The sequence below is a fragment of the Jatrophihabitans sp. genome, from assembly GCF_036389215.1.
Classification (GTDB): domain Bacteria; phylum Actinomycetota; class Actinomycetes; order Mycobacteriales; family Jatrophihabitantaceae; genus Jatrophihabitans_A.
Map to the genome: position 1 here is coordinate 18,741 of NZ_DASVQG010000248.1, position 18,873 is coordinate 37,613.

At 69.7% G+C, this 18,873-nt stretch carries 20 protein-coding genes; 8 read left to right on the forward strand and 12 right to left on the reverse strand.

Annotated features, from left to right (window positions below; all coding sequences use genetic code 11):
• Positions 1-43 precede the first annotated feature (43 nt).
• Both VF542_RS14030 and VF542_RS14035 read left to right on the forward strand, forming a co-directional pair.
• Positions 44-889, forward strand: a complete 846-nt coding sequence (locus VF542_RS14030; protein WP_408652322.1) for a patatin-like phospholipase family protein — start codon at positions 44-46, stop codon at positions 887-889.
• Positions 886-1,914: a 1-acyl-sn-glycerol-3-phosphate acyltransferase gene (locus tag VF542_RS14035; RefSeq protein WP_408652323.1), complete on the forward strand. Its 1,029-nt coding sequence runs from the start codon at positions 886-888 to the stop codon at positions 1,912-1,914. Before VF542_RS14030 ends, VF542_RS14035 begins: the two co-directional genes overlap by 4 nt.
• 70 nt (positions 1,915-1,984) lie before the next feature.
• Here the strand turns inward: VF542_RS14035 and VF542_RS14040 are convergent, their stop codons facing one another.
• The 6 genes from VF542_RS14040 to VF542_RS14065 form a co-directional block, all read right to left on the reverse strand.
• Positions 1,985-3,133, reverse strand: coding sequence for a CaiB/BaiF CoA transferase family protein (locus VF542_RS14040; RefSeq protein ID WP_408652324.1), 1,149 nt, complete (start codon positions 3,131-3,133; stop codon positions 1,985-1,987).
• 4 nt (positions 3,134-3,137) lie between these two features.
• Positions 3,138-3,305 (reverse strand): hypothetical protein, encoded by a 168-nt coding sequence (locus VF542_RS14045; protein ID WP_408652325.1) that lies wholly within the window; start codon positions 3,303-3,305, stop codon positions 3,138-3,140.
• On the reverse strand, positions 3,305-5,488 hold the full coding sequence (locus VF542_RS14050; protein WP_408652326.1) for a 3-hydroxyacyl-CoA dehydrogenase NAD-binding domain-containing protein: 2,184 nt from the start codon (positions 5,486-5,488) through the stop codon (positions 3,305-3,307). Before VF542_RS14050 ends, VF542_RS14045 begins: the two co-directional genes overlap by 1 nt.
• Positions 5,488-6,702: an acetyl-CoA C-acetyltransferase gene (locus VF542_RS14055; RefSeq protein WP_408652327.1), complete on the reverse strand. Its 1,215-nt coding sequence runs from the start codon at positions 6,700-6,702 to the stop codon at positions 5,488-5,490. The genes VF542_RS14050 and VF542_RS14055 overlap by 1 nt, the downstream gene beginning before the upstream one ends.
• A gap of 118 nt (positions 6,703-6,820) precedes the next feature.
• Positions 6,821-7,651, reverse strand: a complete 831-nt coding sequence (locus tag VF542_RS14060; protein WP_408652328.1) for an alpha/beta hydrolase family protein — start codon at positions 7,649-7,651, stop codon at positions 6,821-6,823.
• A 206-nt stretch (positions 7,652-7,857) separates the two neighbouring features.
• Positions 7,858-8,484, reverse strand: coding sequence for an NYN domain-containing protein (locus VF542_RS14065; protein WP_408652329.1), 627 nt, complete (start codon positions 8,482-8,484; stop codon positions 7,858-7,860).
• Positions 8,485-8,703: 219 nt separating this feature from the next.
• Here VF542_RS14065 and VF542_RS14070 point away from each other — a divergent pair, with 219 nt between their 5' ends.
• From VF542_RS14070 to VF542_RS14080, 3 genes are all read left to right on the forward strand, one after another.
• On the forward strand, positions 8,704-9,195 hold the full coding sequence (locus VF542_RS14070) for a metallophosphoesterase family protein (protein ID WP_408652330.1): 492 nt from the start codon (positions 8,704-8,706) through the stop codon (positions 9,193-9,195).
• Between the two features lie 178 nt (positions 9,196-9,373).
• Complete coding sequence (locus VF542_RS14075) at positions 9,374-9,586, forward strand: RGCVC family protein (RefSeq protein WP_408652331.1); 213 nt, start codon at positions 9,374-9,376, stop codon at positions 9,584-9,586.
• A 282-nt stretch (positions 9,587-9,868) separates the two neighbouring features.
• Complete coding sequence (locus VF542_RS14080; RefSeq protein WP_408652332.1) at positions 9,869-10,828, forward strand: LLM class F420-dependent oxidoreductase; 960 nt, start codon at positions 9,869-9,871, stop codon at positions 10,826-10,828.
• 76 nt (positions 10,829-10,904) lie between these two features.
• Here the strand turns inward: VF542_RS14080 and VF542_RS14085 are convergent, their stop codons facing one another.
• A complete protein-coding gene (locus tag VF542_RS14085) occupies positions 10,905-11,579 on the reverse strand; it encodes a phosphoribosyltransferase (RefSeq protein ID WP_408652333.1) in 675 nt (224 codons plus the stop codon).
• 62 nt (positions 11,580-11,641) lie between these two features.
• Between VF542_RS14085 and VF542_RS14090 the strand changes: the two genes are divergently transcribed.
• Positions 11,642-12,043 (forward strand): hypothetical protein, encoded by a 402-nt coding sequence (locus VF542_RS14090; protein ID WP_408652334.1) that lies wholly within the window; start codon positions 11,642-11,644, stop codon positions 12,041-12,043.
• 1 nt (position 12,044) lies between these two features.
• On the opposite strand, the gene hutI is transcribed toward VF542_RS14090, so the two are convergent.
• The 5 genes from hutI to VF542_RS14115 all read right to left on the reverse strand — a co-directional run bounded on the left by hutI (position 12,045) and on the right by VF542_RS14115 (position 15,972).
• Entirely contained in the window at positions 12,045-13,211 is a 1,167-nt protein-coding gene (gene hutI, locus VF542_RS14095; protein WP_408652335.1) for an imidazolonepropionase, read from the reverse strand.
• Positions 13,212-13,238: 27 nt separating this feature from the next.
• Entirely contained in the window at positions 13,239-13,658 is a 420-nt protein-coding gene (locus tag VF542_RS14100; RefSeq protein ID WP_408652336.1) for a hypothetical protein, read from the reverse strand.
• A gap of 182 nt (positions 13,659-13,840) precedes the next feature.
• Positions 13,841-14,416, reverse strand: a complete 576-nt coding sequence (locus VF542_RS14105) for an HhH-GPD-type base excision DNA repair protein (RefSeq protein ID WP_408652337.1) — start codon at positions 14,414-14,416, stop codon at positions 13,841-13,843.
• A gap of 99 nt (positions 14,417-14,515) precedes the next feature.
• Entirely contained in the window at positions 14,516-15,382 is an 867-nt protein-coding gene (locus VF542_RS14110; RefSeq protein ID WP_408652338.1) for an RNA polymerase sigma-70 factor, read from the reverse strand.
• Positions 15,379-15,972 (reverse strand): carboxymuconolactone decarboxylase family protein, encoded by a 594-nt coding sequence (locus VF542_RS14115; RefSeq protein WP_408652339.1) that lies wholly within the window; start codon positions 15,970-15,972, stop codon positions 15,379-15,381. The genes VF542_RS14110 and VF542_RS14115 overlap by 4 nt, the downstream gene beginning before the upstream one ends.
• 333 nt (positions 15,973-16,305) lie before the next feature.
• Here VF542_RS14115 and VF542_RS14120 point away from each other — a divergent pair, with 333 nt between their 5' ends.
• Both VF542_RS14120 and VF542_RS14125 read left to right on the forward strand, forming a co-directional pair.
• Positions 16,306-17,031 carry an alpha/beta hydrolase gene (locus VF542_RS14120; RefSeq protein WP_408652340.1) on the forward strand — a complete coding sequence of 242 codons (726 nt, stop codon included), beginning with the start codon at positions 16,306-16,308 and terminating at the stop codon, positions 17,029-17,031.
• A 912-nt stretch (positions 17,032-17,943) separates the two neighbouring features.
• A partial coding sequence (locus VF542_RS14125; protein WP_408652341.1) for a hypothetical protein occupies positions 17,944-18,873 on the forward strand: 930 nt, incomplete at its 3' end.

The following is an 18,873-nucleotide window of genomic DNA, read 5'->3' on the forward strand; positions in this document are numbered from 1 at the left end:
TTTCATCGGGTCGAAGGCTGAGCGGCCAGGCATGATCACAGGCATGCCCCAGCCCAGCCCGCAGTCAGAGGTGGCGTTCGTGCTGGGCGGCGGCGGCGTGCTGGGAGCGACCCAGGTGGGCATGGTGCGCGCGCTGCTGGAGCACGGGATCCGTCCCGACCTGGTGCTGGGCACCAGCGTCGGCGCGCTGAACGGGGCGATGCTGGCCGCCGACCCGAGCCTGGACACCGCCGCGGGGCTGGCCGAGTTATGGGCTGAGCTCGCCGCCTCGGCGGTGTTCTCCGGATCGGTGTTCGGCCGTGCCAAGACCCTGATGAGGCACGGCACCCACCTGCACTCCTCCGACGCGCTGAGGCAACTGGCCGCCGCGCACCTGCCGGTGCGCACCATCGAGGAGCTGCAGGTGCCGTTCCAGTGCGTGGCCGCCAGCATCGAACGGGCGACCTCGCACTGGTTCACCGCCGGTCCGATCACCGAGGCGGTGCTTGCCTCGTGCGCGGTGCCCGGGCTGCTGCCACCGGTGCTGATCGACGGCGAACACTTCCTCGACGGCGGCCTGGTGCACTCCATTCCGGTCGGGCGCGCCGTGGCGCTGGGCGCCCGGACCATCTACGTCCTGCACGTCGGGCGGGTCGAACAGCCGCTGCGGGCGCCGCGGTTTCCGTGGGAGGTCGGCCTGGTGGCCTTCGAGATCGCCCGCCGGCACCGGTTCGTCGAGGAGATGGCGGCCCTGAGCGATGAGGTGGAGGTCCACGTGCTGCCCAGTGGTGACCCCGACACCCCACTGGTGACGATGCGTTACCGGGACGCCTCCCGGGTCACCGACCGGATCGAGCGGGGTTATGCCGCCTCCGCCAGGTACCTGGAGCGCTCCGGAACCGCTGGATGACGGCGGGCCTGCCTCCGCGCTGGGTGCGCCGGTGCCTGATCGATCCGCTGTGGGTGCCGCTGGCGCTGCTGCTGGGCGCCCTGTTCGGGGTGCTGGGCGCGCTCGGCTGGCTGGCCGGGTCGCTGATCGGGCTGGTCCGCCCGGTCCGCGGCAGGCTCTGGCGGCTGGCGTGGCTGGCTTCGGCCTACCTGGCGCTGGACCTGGTGATGCTGCTCGGCTGCTTCTGGCTGTGGCTGGCCAGGCCGGTCCGGCGTTCCGGTGCCTCGGACTGGCTGCCGGCCCACCAGCGCTTGCTGCGCTGGTGCCTGGATCGGCTGCGGGTCACCAGCGAGGCGCTGGTCGGGTTCACCGTGCTGCTGGACAAGCCGCTGCCGCCGGCCCGGCCGGACTCGCCGGTCCCGCTGCTGGTGCTTGCCCGCCATGCCGGCCCCGGCGACTCGTTCGCCCTCGTCCACCTGATCGCGAGCGAGCTGGACCGGTGTCCCAGGGTGGTGCTCAAGGCAGCCCTGCAGTGGGATCCCGGCCTGGACGTTCTCCTGAACCGGCTGCGGTGCTACTTCCTGCCCTCGCGATCCGGGGCCGGTGAGGACCGGACGGAGCCGCTCACCGAACTGGCGGGCGGCCTGGACGGCAACGACGCGCTCCTGCTGTTCCCCGAAGGCGGCAACTGGACTCCCAGGCGGCATCGTCGAGCGGTGCGCCGGTTGTGGCGCGCGGGCCGGCGGCGGGCTGCCGCGCTGGCGCAGGCCAACAGCCATGTGTTGCCACCCCGGCCCGGCGGTGCGCTGGCCTGCCTGCAGGCACGTCCGGACGCGGCGGTGCTGGTGGTGGCCCACACCGGCCTGGACACCCTGGTCAGCCCCGGCCTGATCTGGCGGGCGTTGCCGCTGTGGGATCGTCCGATGCGGATCAGCTGGTGGCAGCACGCCCCCGACACGGTTCCCGCGGACGAGGCGGCCCAGTTGGACTGGCTGGCGCGGCAGTGGGACCGGATCGAGGAGTGGGTGGTGAGCCACTCGCGCTGACCGGCAGTTCCGGCGCCCGCAGTTCCGGCGACAGCCGAGGACGCCCACAGTTCTGGCGGCAGCCGGCTGCTCAGCCCAGGACGCCGGCCGCCCGCAGCTCGGCCACCCGGTCGACGGAGTAGCCCAGCCCGCTCAGAACCTCATCGGTGTCCGCCCCGAGCGCCGGCGGCGGCCCGGCCGGCACGCTGGGAGTGCCGCCGAACCGCGGTGCGGGGCCGGCGACCTGTACTCCGGTCACCTCGACGTAGGAGCCACGGACCCGGTTGTTCGGGTAGTCCGGCGCCTCGGTCAGCGTCAGCACCGGCGCCACGCAGGCGTCCGAGCCCGCGAACAGCTCGGCCCAGTCATCGCGCGGCCGGCCGGCGAAGATGCCGGCCAGCAGGTCGGTCAGCTCGGTGGCGCGCGCCGGGTCCAGCGGGGACGGGACGGTCGCCGGGTCCAGGCCCAGCGTCACCAGCAGCTCGTCCCAGAACTTCGGTTCGAGCGCACCGACCGCGACGTACCCGCCGTCGGAACAGGTGTAACAGCGGTAGTTCGGGGCGCCGCCGTTGAAGATGTTGGCCTCCCGCTCGTCGCGCCACAGCCCGTGCCCGTGCAGGGTGCGGACCATGGTTGCCAGGTACGCCGCCCCGTCCACCATCGAGGCGTCGACGACCTGCCCGGTGCCGGTGGATCGGGCGTTGAGCACCGCGGCGAGCAGTCCCACCGCCAGCGACATCGCCCCGCCGCCGAAGTCGCCGACGTAGTTGGCCGGCGGGGTCGGCGGGCCGGCCGCCGGACCGATGCCGTGCAGCAGCCCCGAGACCGCCAGGTAGGTGATGTCATGGCCGGCGGTCCTGGCCAGCGGCCCGTCCTGGCCCCAGCCGGTCATCCGGCCGTAGACCAGCCGGGGGTTACGGCCGAGCGCCTCGTCCGGCCCGACGCCCAGCCGCTCGGCCACCCCGGGCCGGAACCCTTCGATCAGCACGTCGACGCCGGCCGCCAGGTCCAGCGCCACCGCCGCTCCGGCCGGCTGGCGCAGGTCCAGCGCCACCGATTTGCGACCGCGCCCGAGCGGGCCGGTGGCGCCCAGGATGGTCGACAGCGGATCGCCGCCGGGAACCAGCCGGTCGATCCGGGTCACCTCGGCGCCGAGATCGGCCAGCAGCATCCCCACGAAGGGCACCGGCCCGATCGCGGGGAGCTCCAGGACCCTGACACCGCTCAGCGGACCGGGCATCGCCTCAGCGCCCAGTGCCGCTGGGCACGGCCGGCATCAGCGTGCCGCTGGGCACGGCCATCAGCACAGTGCCGCTAGGCACGGCCATCAGCACAGTGCCGCTAGGCACGGCCGGCATCAGCGTGCCGCTGGGCACGGCCATCAGCACGGTGCCGCTGGGCACGGCCGGCATCAGAACGTCTCGCCGTTCTCGGCCTTCTTGCGCAGCAGCGGCGGCGGGCTGAACCGGTCACCGTAGCGTTCGGTGAGCTGCTCGGCGCGGGCGAGAAAACCGGGCAGGCCGGTGCCGGTCCCGCCCTGGTATCCGTTGATGTACTGCAGGACGCCGCCGGTCCACGGCGGGAAGCCGATGCCCATGATCGAGCCGATGTTGGCGTCGGCGACCGCGCTGAGCACGCCTTCCTCCAGGCAGCGCACCGACTCCACCGCCTCGGCGAACAGCATCCGCTCCTGCAGCTCCAGCAGGTCCCGCTCGGCCGGGTTGCCGCGCACCGGAAACTCGGTGGCCAGCCCCGGCCACAGCCCGGTGCGCGCACCGGCCTCGTCGTAGTGGTAGAAGCCGGCACCACGCAACCGGCCCGGGCGCCCGAGTTCCAGCATCCGGTCCACCACCGCCTCGCCAGGATGGGGGGGCAGGCTGCCGCCGGCGTCCTCGACCGCGTCCCGGGTCTCGTTGCGGATCTTGACGAACAGCTCCATGTTCAGCTCGTCGGCAAGCTGCAGCACCCCCACCGGATAGCCGGCCTGGGTGGTGGCCTGCTCGATGCTGGCCGGGTGCACGCCCTCGCCCAGCATCGCCAGCGCCTCGTTGACGAAGGTGCCGATCACCCGGCTGGTGAAGAAGCCGCGGCTGTCGTTGACCACGATGGGGGTCTTCTTGATCTGCTGGGCGAAGTCCAGGGCCCGCGCCAGTGCCTCGTCCGAGGTCTGCTCACCCCGGATGATCTCCAGCAGCGGCAGCTTGTCGACCGGTGAGAAGAAGTGCAGGCCGATGAAGTCCTGCCTGCGCCGCACTCCCTCGGCCAGGGTGGTGATCGGCAGCGTCGAGGTGTTCGAGCCCAGCAGGGCGTCCGGGGCGACCACCGGCTCCACCTCGGCGAAGACCTGGTGCTTGAGCCGGACGTTCTCGAAGACCGCCTCGATGACCAGGTCGCAGCCGGCCAGGTCCGCTACCGAATCGGTGGGGGTGATCCGGGCCAGTACCTCATCGCGGGTGGCTTCGGTCAGCTTGCCGCGCGAGACCGCCTTGTCCAGCAGCTTGCGGGAGTAGTCCTTGCCCTTCTCCGCGGCCGGCAGCGTGACGTCGCGCAGCACCACCTCGATGCCGTTGCGGGCTGCCACGTAGGCGATGCCGGCCCCCATCATGCCGGCGCCGAGCACTGCCACCCGGCTGGCCTGCCGCCGCGGGAAGCCGGCCGGCCGGCTGCCGCCGGAGTTGATCGAGTTCAGGTCGAACCAGAACGCCGAGATCATGTTCTTGGCGACCTGGCCGCGCACCAGGTCGGTCAGGTAGCGGGTCTCGATCCGCAGCGCGGTGTCGACGTCGACCTGGCTGCCTTCCACCGCCGCGGCCAGGATGTGGTGCGGCGCCGGCATCGGGGCACCCTTGAGCTGCTTGCGCAGGGTGGCCGGAAAGGCCGGCAGCATCGCGGCGAACGACGGGTTGGCCGGGGTGCCACCGGGGATCTTGTAACCCTTGCGGTCCCATGGCTGCGCCGGCTGCGGGTTGGCGGCGATCCAGCGCCGGGCAGCCGCGAGCAGTTCCTCGGGCGAGCCGGCCAGCTCGTCGACGATTCCGGTCGCGACCGCCTCGGCGGCAGGAAGCCGCTGGCCCTGGAGCAGCAGCTTCATCAGGGCATCTGCGATCCCGAGCATCCGGACGGTCCGGACCACCCCGCCACCGCCGGGCAGCAGGCCGAGGGTCACCTCGGGAAAGCCGAACTCAGCCTTGGGCCGATCCAGCGCGATCCGGTGGTGGCAGGCCAGCGCGATCTCCAGGCCGCCACCCAGCGCGGTGCCGTTGAGCGCTGCCACCACCGGCCGCGGAAACGTCTCGAGCCTGCGCAGCGCGGCCTTCAGCTTCTGGGCGGCGGCGAAGAATTCGCCGGCGGTGTCGTCGGTGACCTGGCTGAGCAGCCGCAGGTCACCACCGGCGAAGAAGGTGTCCTTGGCCGAGGTCAGGATCACCCCGGTGATCGCGTCCTGCTCGGCGTAGAGCCGGTCGACGGTGGGGCCGAGGGAGTTCTGGAAGGTGGCGTTCATGGTGTTGGCGCGCTGATCGGGATCATCCATCGTCAGCGTCACGATGCCGTCGGCGTCGCGGTCCCAGCCGATCATGCCTGTCGTGTCGGTCATCAGATTCGCTCCACGATCGTGGCGACGCCCATGCCACCGCCGACGCACAGGGTGGCCAGGCCGTAGCGCTGGTCCCGGCGTTCCAGCTCGTCGATCAGGGTGCCCAGGATCATCGCCCCGGTCGCGCCGAGCGGGTGGCCCAGCGCGATCGCCCCGCCATTGACGTTCACCTTTTCTGCCGGCAGGTCCAGGTCCCGCAGGAACTTCAGGACGACGGCGGCGAAGGCCTCGTTGACCTCGAACAAGTCGATCTGCTCGATCTCCAGGCCGGCCTTGGCCAGCGCCTTGCGGGCGGCCGGCGCGGGTCCGGTGAGCATGATCGTCGGCTCCTGGGCGACCACGCCGGTCGAGACGATCCGGGCTCGCGGGGTCAGGCCGAGCTCGGTGCCGGCCTGCTCGCTGCCGACCAGCAGCAGCGCCGCGCCGTCGACGATGCCCGAGGAGTTGCCCGCGGTGTGCACGTGGTCGATCCGCTCCACCCAGTGGTACTTCTGCTGCGCGACCGCATCGAAGCCGCCCATCGAGCCCATGCCCTCGAAGGAGGCCGGCAGCTTGCCCAGCGTCTCGACGGTGGTGCCGGGCCGCGGGAACTCGTCATGGTCGAGCAGGGTGAGCCCGTTGCGATCGCGCACCGGGACCAGCGACCGGGCGAAGGCGCCGTCGGCCTGTGCCTTGGCCGCCTTGGTCTGGGAGTCCGCGGCGAAGGAGTCGACGTCCTCCCGGCTGAAGCCCTCGAGGGTCGCGATCAGGTCGGCGCTGATCCCCTGCGGAACGAAGCTGATGGCGTGTGAGGTTTCTGGGTCCATCGCCCACGCGCCGCCGTCGGAACCCATCGGGACCCGGGACATCGACTCGACCCCACCGGCCAGCAGCAGGTCCTCCCAGCCCGAGCGGACCTTCTGGGCGGCCAGGTTGACCGCTTCGAGCCCGGAGGCGCAGAACCGGTTGATCTGGACGCCAGGCCCCGAGGTGTTCAGGCCGGCCGCGATCGCCGCGGCACGGGCGATCACCGAACCCTGGTCACCGATCGGGGTGACCACGCCGAGGATCACATCCTCGATCCGGGCCGGGTCCAGGCTGGGATTGCGCCGCTGGATCTCATCGATCAGGCCGACTAGAAGCGACACCGGCTTCGCCTCGTGCAACGACCCGGTCTGCTTGCCCCGGCCCCGCGGGGTGCGGATCGCGTCATACACGTATGCCTCGGTAGCCATCAGCGCTCACCATTTTCTCAGGGGCTGGTTGTGTTACTACACGGTAACCGGCAGCAGCATGAACCGCGTCTCGCGCCGTGGGCCGGGCAACCTGGAGAGCGGTCAGCCTGGGTAGCGGTCAGCGGCCCGGCAGGCCTGGTAGCAGCTCGACGGCCGCCTGCCAGGCCGGCGAGGTCGGGTCGATCACGCCGAAGTGGCCGCCGGTCACCTCCACCAGGTCGGCGTCCGCACCGGCTGCCCGAGCCGCCCGCACGTAGTCCGCGCTCTGCGAGAACGGCACCGTGTCGTCGTCGCGGGCGTGCAGGCAGCGCACCGGGACGGCCAGCGGGACGTGCTCGCGCGGGCTGGCAAGCCGGTAACGCTCGGGCTTTTCCGCCGGCAGGCCGCCGAGGAAGTCCGCCACCGCGGTGACGCCGAGGCCGTCGAGGGCGCCCTGGATCAGGTCGAGCACCGGGGCCTGGGCGATCACCCCGGTCACCCGAACCCGCGGCGCCGAACCGACCGCACCCTCGGGCAGCACCGGCCGGCCGGCCGCCCAGGTGGCCAGCTGGCCGCCGGCCGAATGCCCGATGGCCACCACCCGGTCGAGGTCCAGTCGTGCTCGACCAGCCGGCCCGGCGCCGGCCTGCTCTGCCAGCTCGGCGAGCAGGTCGATGCCGGCTGCCACATCGGCCAGGGTGTTCGGCCAGCCACCGCCGTTGCCGACCCGGCGGTACTCCAGGTTCCAGGCCGCCCAGCCACGAGCGGCCAGATCGGCGGCCAGCGGCGCGCCGTAGTCGGCGGCATAGCGAGCTCGCCAGAAGCCGCCGTGGATCACGATCACGGTGCCCGGTCGCCTGGTGCCTGCCAGGTCCGGCGACGGCAGGTACAGCTCCCCGTACTGGGACTCGTCGCCGCCGTAGGAGTAACGGTGCCGGCTGGCTGGCGGCGGCTGGTCGGTGTCCGTCACGGCGCCAGTCTGCCCGAGCACGCTTGGAAGCTGGTGGATGGAGTAAGCGCGTGGAAGATCAGCGCGCTACCCGGGCCAGGAGACACGAAACGAACCGGCTCACGACTGCGACGAATACAAAAGAAAAACCCGGTCCACGAGGAACCGGGTGAGTTATAGAAATACTGTAGCCCACGACGTGAGTGAATAACAGTTGGATGGCGTGCTCACCAACCTACCGGCTTTGTGTAACCGGCGACAGGATCTGGAAGCTGATGAGCTCGGTAGTCGGACTCCTTGAGCCGTCGCCACCAGTGGTCACCGACCCCGGCGGTGGCAGTTCCTCTGAGATCTCCCGCATGGTAGGTGTTCCGGGGGTTGACTATCCCTACCGGGACTCGGGTTCGGGCGTATGTAACGGGGTACCGCAAGTCGCTGTCATTGGAGACAACAACCACGGCATCCACCTCGTCCGTCAAGATGTCGATGAGCAGGTGGGCGCCGACGTTCACGTCGGAGCCCTTCTCCTCCTGATGTAGGTAGGACACCATGAACCTGGCGTCGGTCACGCTCCTGTTGGAGGGGTCCTTGACCATGAGCGGCCACTGAGAAGTGGTAAGAACCGGCCGGGACGTTGTCGGGTCCTTAGTGGCCAGGAGGGCGTTCTTCACGCGAGCGACATAGTTGCCGAACTCAATATGATCCACGCTGTTGGACTTCCGCAGCGCAAGTAAGTACACGTCCTGGTCGGCGAAGCCTGACGGGTTGGTCACCGCATCAGTTCGGGCGGTGCAGTAGATGACGCGCTTGACGGACGGGTCCTGCCAGGAGGACTGGTTGATCACTTCAGTCACCAGGCTTCGAATGTCCAGCCAGCGCCAACCCGGCTGGCTTCGACCGCACTCCTGCCGGCCCCCGTAGTACAAGTTGTACGCATCTACATAAACACCCACCCTCACACCCAAACCCTATCCTTGACGTTCACGCGTGCTGGCCGGGTGTGGCTTCATCCCGGGTAGCGCCGCCGGACGGCGCCGCCTCGGGTCACGTGTGCCTGTGTCACGCTGGAGCGCATGAGGGTGGCCGTGCTGTCCGACACCCACGCGCCCCGGTACTGGAAGTCCTGCCCGCCGGCGGTCGCGCGGCTGCTGGAGCATGCCGAGGTGATCCTGCACGCCGGTGACGTCTGTACCCCGGACGTGCTGGACGAGCTGTCGGGGTGGGCGCCGGTGCACGCGGTGCGCGGCAACAACGACGGCACCGACGTGGCCGACTGGGGCGCGCCGGACACCCTGACGCTGGAGCTGGCCGGCCTGCCGGTGGCGATGGTGCACGACAGCGGGCAGGCCGCCGGCCGGGCCGACCGGCTGAGGCGCTGGTTTCCCGAGGCGGGGCTGGTGGTCTTCGGCCACTCGCACATCCCGCTGAACGAGGTGCACGACGGCCAGCGGATCTTCAATCCCGGCTCGCCGACCGACAAGCGGCGCCAGCCCCGGGGCACCGCGGGCCTGCTGCTGATCGAGGACGGTGAGCTGGTCCAGGCCGACATCGTCGCGGTGACCTGAGCCGGTTGCGTGGGTTGCTAGCCGGCTCACTCGTCGATGGCGACCGGGTGAGTTCACCTAGTTCTCGCGCACCGCTGGGAGTAGCCTTAGGTCACCATGGTGCCTACGCCGACGGCCTGTCGGACTCGCGGTGGTGAGAGTTGTGTTGACCCGTTCAACGGGTCTGCGAGGGCCAAGGATGCAAAAATCTCAGACAGTCGCTGAGTCAAGGACCGAGCACGATGACCTGCTGTGCGTGGCATGCGGGCACCCTAGGGAAATCCACGACTCGATCGCCGTGCGCTACTGCGCAGCGACCGGGGCCAGCGGGGCCGTCCGCGGCTGTCTGTGTTCGCCAAGTGCCGTTCACACGGGCATGCGGCCGCTGCGGACCACGCAGCCTTTCCGGTAACCAGCAGCCGCCAGCCGCTCTCCCTGCCAAATCGAGGAGCATCTGATGTCCGGCAAGAACAAGGGCGGCCGCGAGGTACGCAAACCCAAGCAGGAGAAGAAGCCGCAGGCCACTGAGGTCTTGGCGGCGGCACCTAAGCCCGGTACCAAGAAGCCGAAGTAAAGCCGAAATAAACCCAGCCGCAGGTCAGGGCTGCCCGCGGTTCTTGACCTGCGCTGTCTTAGCCTGAATGGTCGAGGGCCCGGCCCGGAACCGCCCCCGCGGCTGGAGCAGACTTGACCCATGACGCGCTTCGGAATCTTCGTGCCGCAGGGCTGGCGGATGGACCTGGTCGGCCTCGGTGACCCGGTCCAGCAGTGGGAGGCGATGACGGCGGTCGCCAAGGCGGCCGACGAGGGATCGTGGGATTCGATCTGGCTCTACGACCACTTCCACACCGTCCCCAAGCCCAGCACCGAGACGACCTTCGAGTGCTGGACGGCCACCGCGGCGCTGGCCCGCGACACCCACCGGGTCAACATCGGTCAGATGGTCGGCTGCAACGGCTACCGCAGCCCGGCGCTCTACGCCAAGATCTCCTCCACCGTGGACGTGGCCAGCAACGGCCGGCTCTACGCCGGGATCGGGGCCGGCTGGTTCGAGCAGGAGTGGAAGGCCTACGGCTACGAGTGGCCCGAGCTCAAGGACCGGATGGGCGCCTTCCGCGAGGCCGTCCAGATCGTGGTCGGCATGTGGACCCAGGACGAGTTCCAGTTCAGCGGCAAGTACTACTCGGTCGACAAGCCGATCAACGAGCCGAAGGGGGTACGCAGGCCGCACCCGTCGCTGTGGATCGGCGGCGGCGGTGAGAAGGTCACCCTGAAGCTGGTCGCCCAGTACGGCGACGCGGCCAACGTCGGCGGTGGCGACCCGGCGGTGATCTCCGACAAGCTGGCGATCCTGAAGCAGCACTGCGAGACGGTCGGCCGGGACTACGGCGACATCATCAAGTCCACCAGCATCAACGTGTACCCGATCAATGCCGGAGACGACCCGGCCAAGGCCACCGAGCATGTCCGCGGCGGCGTCGAATGGGAGGAGTTCTCGGCCGGCACCGTGATCGGCACCGAGGACGAGATCGCGGCTAGGGTCGATGCGGCGCTGCAGGCAGGGGCTGACTACATCATCTTCTACGTGCCGGGCGTGGCCCGTGACCTGGACCTGGTGGCCCGCGCCGAGGCGGTCGCCCGCCGGTTCAGCTGACGGTGCTCACCCCTCAACCGGACCCGCCCAGGATCCGGCCAGTTGACGTGCTCAACGGATCCGGCAGCTGACTTGCTCAGCCGGCCAGGATCCGGATCACCGTCGCTTCGCTGACCTGCCCGAAGTCCTGATACCCCTGGCTCACCGATCCGAAGTCCGGCGGTTGCCAGGGGCAGACCAGCGTGTCCACCAGCCCGGCCAGTGCCTGGCAGGTACGCGGCGAGCCGATCGGCACCGCCAGCACCAGCGGGCCGACTCCGGTGGCGCGCAGCGTGGCGACCGCGGCCCGCATGGTGGCACCGGTGGCCAGCCCGTCGTCCACCACGATCACCGACCGGGCCGCCAGCTCCAGCGGTTCCCGGGCGCCCCGGTAGCGGAGGGCTTGCCGGTGCATGATCTCCAGCTCGACGCGGCAGGCCGCGGCAAACTCGGCCGGTGGCACCCGCCGCTGCCGCAGCACCGGCTCGTTGCGGACCACCGCCGTCTGGTCACCGATCGCCGCCACCGCGCCCATCGCCAGCTCCGGCTGTTCGGGCAGGCCAACCTTGCGCACCAGCAGCACGTCCAGCGGCGCGCCCAGTTTTCTCGCCACCCGGTCGGCAACCGGGATACCGCCGCGCGGCAGGCCCAGCACCAGCAGCCGGTCCAGGGCGGGGTCACCGGCCAGCTGCTGCGCCAGCTGGTCGGCCAGCACGGTGCCTGCCTCGACCCGGTCGAGGTAGCGTCGCTGCCTGCCCGAAGGATGGAGCACCTCTCCAGCCAAGCACTGATCCGCGGCTTGCCCAAGGGCGGCCACCGTTTACAGTTCCGGCCATGATCGGCGTCGGCTGGGACAGCGTCCGGCTCTTCCTGCACGTGCTCGCGGCCACCGTCTGGGTCGGTGGCCAGCTCACCCTGGCGGCGCTGGTGCCGGCGCTGCGCGGTGCCGGGGTCGACGTGCCCAAGCGAGCCGCCCAGGCGTTCAACCGGATCGCCTGGCCGGCCTTCGCGGTGCTGGTGCTGACCGGAATCTGGAACGTGGCCGCCGAGAACGACCGGATGCACGGTGAGTACCGGACCACGCTGATGGTCAAGCTTGCCGTCGTGGTGGTGTCCGGCGTCGCGGCGGCCGCGCATGCCCGCTCGCGCAGCCGGAGGGGACTGGCCGTGTGGGGCGCGCTGACCGGACTGAGCGCGCTGCTGGCACTGTTCCTCGGCGTGCTGCTGGCCGGTTGAACTACCGGCCAGCCGGCTGGCGCAGCGGGAGCTCCTCGCCGGCCCGCCACCCTCGGTGTACCAGCGGCACGCCTGGCCGGTACGCCAGGTGCAGGTAGGACGGCGCATCCAGCGCGGTGAGGTCAGCCCGCAGGCCGACCGCGAGCCGGCCGATGTCCGCGCGCCGCAACGCCTGGGCGCCGCCGGCGGTGGCGGCATGGACCGCCTCGGCCGGGGTCATCCGCATCTCCCGGACGGCCAGCGCGATCGCCAGCGGCATCGACGTCGAGAACCCGGAGCCGGGATTGCAGTCGGTGGCCAGTGCCACCGTCGCGCCGGCGTCCAGCAGGCCCCGGGCGTCGGGGTAGGGCGAGCGGGTGGAGAACTCCACCAGCGGCAGCAGGGTCGCCACCGTCGACGAGCCGGCCAGGGCGTCGATGTCGGCCGGCGACAGGTGGGTGCAGTGATCGGCGCTGGCGGCGTCCAGCTCGACGGCCAGCGCCACCCCGCCACCGGCGGTCAGCTGGTTGGCGTGCAGCCGGGGCGCGAGGCCGGCGGCCATGCCGGCCCGCAGCACGGCCCGGCTCTCGTCCACGTCGAAGGCGCCCTGCTCGCAGAAGACGTCCACCCAGCGGGCGTGTGCCGCGCAGGCCTCGAGCATCGGCCCGCACACCAGGTCGAGGTAGTCGCCGCGGTCGGTGCCGGCCGGCACCACGTGCGCGCCGAGAAAGGTGACCTCGGGCGTCTGCTCGGCGGCCAGCCGGACCGAGCGCTCTTCGGTGGCGACGTCCAGGCCGTAGCCGGACTTGCATTCGAAGGTGGTCACCCCGGCGGCGTGCAGCTCGGCCGCCAACCCGCTGAGGTTGGCCCGCAGCTGATCGTCGGACGCGGCCCGGGTGGCGGCCACCGTGGACCGGATGCCACCTGCGGTATAGGGCTGGCCGGTCATCCGGGCGGCGAACTCCTCGGCGCGGTCGCCGGCGAAGACCAGATGGGCGTGCGAGTCGACGAACCCGGGCAGCACGCAGCGGCCGCCGAGGTCGACCGCGGTGTCGGCGTCCGGCGCCCGGGTCGCCGGGCCGATCCAGCCGATCCGGTCGCCGTCGATGAGCAGCGCGGCGTCGGCGATCTCGCCGAGGTCGGCGGCCTGCGTGGCCAGCAGCCCGATGCCCGTCAGCAGTGTCGTCACGCCGCGGACGCTACGGCAGCGGCGCGCTCATCCGCTGGGGCTGGTGCTCGGCGCGACTTGGGACAGCACATCGATCACGAACACTGTGATCCCATTCGCAGTGGGATTGACGATCTCGACCCGGCTGCCGACGCGCATGACATTGAGTAGGCCTCGGATTGCTATGTCAGCGTCCCCGGGCGGCAACTCGTCGCGGTCGATGCCGGCAGCCCATGAGTCGTGCAGAACTCGGCCGCTGCCCCATTCCGTCTTGACGTAGCGCACCTCGAGCGCGCCGCGAGGAACGATGGGGTCACCGGTTCCGTCGGAGAGGTAAAGCACCGACGGCGACTCGGGAGTGTCCTTGGCCGTGGCTTGGACGTGCGGTTGCTGGCCGAAGGTGCCGCTGACTGCCGGAAAGACGTCGCCCGCCTCCGGCTGTCCCGCGAAGGCACTACGGGCTATCACCCGCACACCAGAGGTGGGAGATCCAGGCTTCGGCGCCGAACTGCCGCAGGCAGTCAAGACCAGGACTGCTACGCCAAGCACGCTCGCGTGCCATGCCGTTCGTCTCATGTCACCCTCGCAGGACGTATGACCATGCCATGACGGCTGATCCCTCGGGTTGAGGCCACCAGCCGCCAGCAGGCTCAGATTCCCGCCTTGGCAGCGGCCTTCTGCTCCTTCTTGAACTCCCGGACCTTCTTCAGCGACTCGCCGTCCACCACGTCCGCGACCGACCGGAACGACCCGGACTCGCCGTATGCGGCCGCCGCCTTCTCCCAGCCGGCCGGCCGGACTCCGAACTGCTTGCCGAGCAGTGCGGTGAAGATCCGGGCCTTCTGCTCGCCGAAGCCTGGCAGCCCGGCGATCCGCTTGACCAGCTCGCGGCCGTCCGCGGCGCTCGTCCACACCGAGGCGGTGTCGCCGTCGTACTTCTCCACCAGCGCCCGGCACAGCTCCTGCACCCGCTTGGCCATCGCGGCCGGGAACCGGTGCAGCGCCGGCACCTGCCGGAACAGCTCCTCGAACGCGGCGGGGTCGTAGTCGGCGATCTGCCCGGCGTCCAGCCGGGACACCGCCATCCGCTCGGCGAGCACCTGCGGCGAGGTGAAGGCCTTCTCCATCGGGATCTGCTGGTCCAGCAGCATGCCGACCAGCAAGGCCAGCGGGTCGTCGGCCAGGAATTTGTTGGCGGCCGGAGTGGTGGCGAGATGCAGCGTCATGCGCCCATCTTGGTACAACAGCCACCGATGTGTGCCCCATTCGGCTCGGCTGGCGGCACCGCCGGCGCCCGGGTGGCTGATGGACGAGCGGTCTCGCGGCTAACGGCTCAGCTCCGCCTCCGCCCCGAGGCGGGTCAGCTTGTGCGGGTTGCGGATCGCGTAGATCCGGCTGATCCGGCCGTCCTCGATCACCAGGCTGACCGCGGTGACCTCGCCGCCGAAATCGATCCGCGCGGCCGGCGCGCCGTTCAGCCACACCGTGTCGACCCGGGCGCCGGGCGCGACCTTCGCCAACACGGCGAGGAAGCGAGCCACCGCCTCCGCACCCTCGATCGGGTGCCGAGCGGCGGCCACCACGCCGCCGCCGTCGGACCGGAGCACCACCTCGGGCGCCAGCACGTCGAGCAGGCCCTGGACGTCGCCGTTCTGCAGCGCGGCCAGGAACCGCTCGACGACCGCCCGCTGCTCGGCCCGGCTGACCTGCGCGCGCGGCCGGCGAGCGGCCACGTGCTCGCGCGCCCGGTGCGCGATCTGGCGGACCGCGGCCGGGGACTTCTCGACAGCGGCGGCGATCTCGTCGTAGGGCAGGTCGAACACCTCGCGCAGCACGAACACCGCGCGCTCGGCCGGGTCGAGCGTCTCCAGCACGGTCAGCATCGCGATCGAGACGCTCTCGGCGAGCTCGATGTCCTCGGCCACGTCAGGGCTGGTGAGCAGCGGCTCGGGGAGCCATTCCCCGACGTACTCCTCGCGCCGCCGGGCCAGCGTGCGCAGCCGGTTGAGCGCCTGCCGGGTGACGATGCGGACCAGGTAGGCGCGCGGGTCCCGCACCTGCGCCTGGTCCACGTCCGCCCACCGCAGCCAGGTCTCCTGCACCACGTCCTCAGCGTCCGCGGCTGAGCCCAGCATCTCGTAGGCGACGGTGAACAGCAGCCGTCGATGCGCCACGAACGGGTCCAGGCTCATGGGGCCGAAGACGCGACGCCGCTCGGCTCCGCGAGCGGTCGCAGGTCACACGCCGCGGCGAAGCCCTGCGACTCGATGCCGAACGCGGTGTTGGTCCGGGTCCACAGGTTCGCCAACGCGACGTAGGCGGTGAGCTCCACCATCGCCGGCGCACCCAGCGCCGTCAGCAACCGGGCCGAGAGCTCGTCGGTCACCGTCGGGGGCGTCCGGGTCATCGCCTCGGCGTACTCCAGGACGTCGCGCTCCAGCGGCGTGAACGCGCCGGACTCGCGCCAGCGCGGCACCTCGCGTGCCTTGTCCAGGTCGAGCTTCTCGTTGTGGGCGCGGAAGTACCCCAGGTCCAGGCACCAGGAGCAGCCCACCAGCGATGCGACGGCCAGGTGGGCGAACGACTTCAGGCTGGGGTCGCAGGCACCCCACTTCTCAGCCTTGCCGCCGAGCGCGAAGTACGCCTTGAGCACCGGGCGGTTGTGCCACATCACCCCGAGCGGGTCCGGCACCTCGCCGAACTGCTTCTTGCTGAACCTGGTCGCCAACGCCCCGTAGACGCCGGTGATCTCAGCCTTGTCGATCCGGGCCGTGCTGGTCATGTCTCCTCCTATGTCTGGCGGACTTGACATGGAGACACCGGCCGGGCGCCGGGTGTGACAGACCAATCATCATGCAGCCCCATATCGCCGTCAAACCCCGGGGGTTCGCCCCCTTAGCCACCCGCGACCAGCAAGCCGGGACACCCACACATCACCCCGCTGTCCCAGGACCATGGCGTGCATACGATGGGTCGTAGCGAGGTAAGTCGTAGCGAGTAAGTCATAGCGAGGTAATCGGCCAGCGAGGTAATCGGCCAGCGAGGTAACCAGCCAGCGAGGTAACCAGCCGGCGGGACGACCAGCCGGCGGACGACCAGCCTGAGGAAGGACGACGTGAGCCCGACCTTCTCCGCACAGACCCAGCTCGGCTGGCAGGCCGGCATGCTGTCGGCCCGGCCGGGCCGTCCGGGCGAGCCGCCGTTGCCGCCCGGGTTGCACCTGATGTCCGGCGGCGGTGGTTCCCACGATGCTGACGCCGAATCGGCGCTGTTCGTGCCGCCGGGGACGGCCGGCGCGGCGCTGCCGCTGGTGGTGTTGCTGCACGGTGCGACCTCGCACCCGGCGCAGGTGCTGCCCATCCTGCAGGGTGAGGCCGAGCGCCGGGGCATCCTGCTGCTGGCGCCCAAATCCCGGGAGTACAGCTGGGACATCATCCGCGGCGACTTCGGCCCCGACATCGCGGTGCTCGATCGGCTGCTCATCGAGGTGTTCGAGCACTTCGAGGTGGACCCGGCGCGGATCGCGCTGGCCGGTTTCTCCGACGGTGCCTCCTACGCGCTGTCCGTCGGCCTGGTCAATGGTGAGCTGTTCAGCCGGATCCTGGCCTTCTCGCCGGGTTTCCTGGTGCCCGGCCGCCGCAGCGGCAAGCCGGCCATCTTCATCTCCCACGGCAACGCCGACGGCGTGCTGCCCATCCAGCGCTGCAGCCGGCGGATCGTCCCGCAGCTGCGGGCGGACGGCTACCCGGTCGACTACCGCGAGTTCGCCGGCGGCCATACGGTGCCCGCCGACCTGGCCACTGCCGCCGTCGAACCGCTGGCCCCGGCGCCGGGCAGCTGAGCGGTCAGCGCAGCAAGATCGTCGCCAGGACCAGCGCGGCGTTGAGTGCCAGCACGAGCCAGCCGGCGCTCGGACGGTGCTGGACGGGCGGCCGGGCAGGCCGCCCAGCAGACCATTCGTGGCTCGTAGCTGAGCACTCTTGGGCAGAAGGCATTCTAGGCAGTTCGTCTAGGGAACCTGGTAAGGATTTGTCAGTGGTTAGTACTACAGTCGGACGGGATCAGTAGCCTAGGTGAATACCTGCCACTTAACGAGTAGACGCTATCGGGCTGGTGACTAACCTGGCCCTCGCTCTATAGGCGAACCGTCTACACTACCCAAGTTATGATTCACACTCAGCAGCTTCGACCTGTGTCTAAAGATGACGTCATCAGCGTCTGCGTCAGTGAGTCAGTGATAAGCCCTTTTCTTGAATCTGGGGGCATCACGCGTTAAAGGAACGCAGCCTGACATACTCCGACGAGCACTTGCGCTTCTGGTCATCCGACCGATGTCTTGGCGACCGGTAGGTTTAGTTACGGTCCGGGGGCTCTAGTCGACACAAACCGTGTCGTCCTATGTCGCAAGGCAAACGCCGATGACCCACCATGCGAGCGAAGCGCATCTGAGCGCCCAGCAGAAGGTACGTGTACTGCGAGCATTAGTGTCAGCCAGTGGTGACAGATCCGGACGTGACGGGTACCGTCTGTCACGGTCGATACGAGGGGTTTGCGATGAGAGCCGGTTTGCTCGGTGCCAAGGCGCGGCCTGTCCGGCCGCGCCTTAGCCCTCCCGATCACACGCGGGTGTTTACGGCCATCCCCACTGACGCGACATTCAATACACCCCCTTCGACCATTGACGTCCGTGCCAGCGCTCCCATGAATCCGCTCATGAAACGCTGCACGTACTTAAGTGTCAGCGGTTCCTGAGATGATCGGACCCGACGACCTTTGCTTCCTGCTTTTGGCAACGATCAGTGTTACCTATTCCATCTCGGTTCGGCGGTTAGAACGTCTTCGGCGCGCCCTCTCCGAAGAAAAAATGCCAGACCTTATAAGTACCTGGACCTTCGCTGCTGCGCTGACCCTGCCACCGCTGTACATCGCCGCAGTGGTTACCGTCACTTACTTGGCCGAGTGGCCATCTCGCAGAATCGTCAGGCGTGCAAATCCGCTTAAGTACATCTATACCGGCGCTGCTGCCGCCAGCTCATGCGTTGTCGCCTCGGTTGTTCTACATGCAGTGGACGGAGTCGCAGGGGTTCCGCTCGCGATGCTTACCCACTCCGCTGTTGACATCGCCTTGATCGCTACTGCAGTGATGCTGGCTCGGCAGAAGCATGTGCTAAGGATGTTCGCCAACCCAAGAGCACATGCGGCCGAGGCAGCAACGCAATGTCTGGGCATAGCACTCGCAGGGCTTCTGAATTGGAACGTTGCGATGGGCGTACTCGTGGTCCCGGCGTTGCTTCTCGTTCACCATTGGTCGCTGCGGGAGACGGTCAAGGTCGAGGAGGCCTTTGACCCGGTAACTCGGCTGTGGTCCGAAACGGCGTGGATGGTGCAGGCCCAGCAGATGCTCCATGACGTGCATGGTCACGTCGCCTTGCTCATGATCGACCCGGACGAGGCCGGCCAGGAGCTGCGCATCCTGCAGTCGATCGAGTCGGGGCTCCACCCCTCGGACTTGCTGGGCCGCTACGGAACCCGGCAGATCGTGGTGCTGATCCCGGTTGGCCGGCGGGAGGGCGGCCCCTTCTTGAGCACCGGCTTCCGAGCGGACCTTGCCGCTAATAACATCCCCGCGGCCATCGGCTGCGCGACAACGGCGGACTCCGAGCTGGAGGCGTTGCTGATCGAG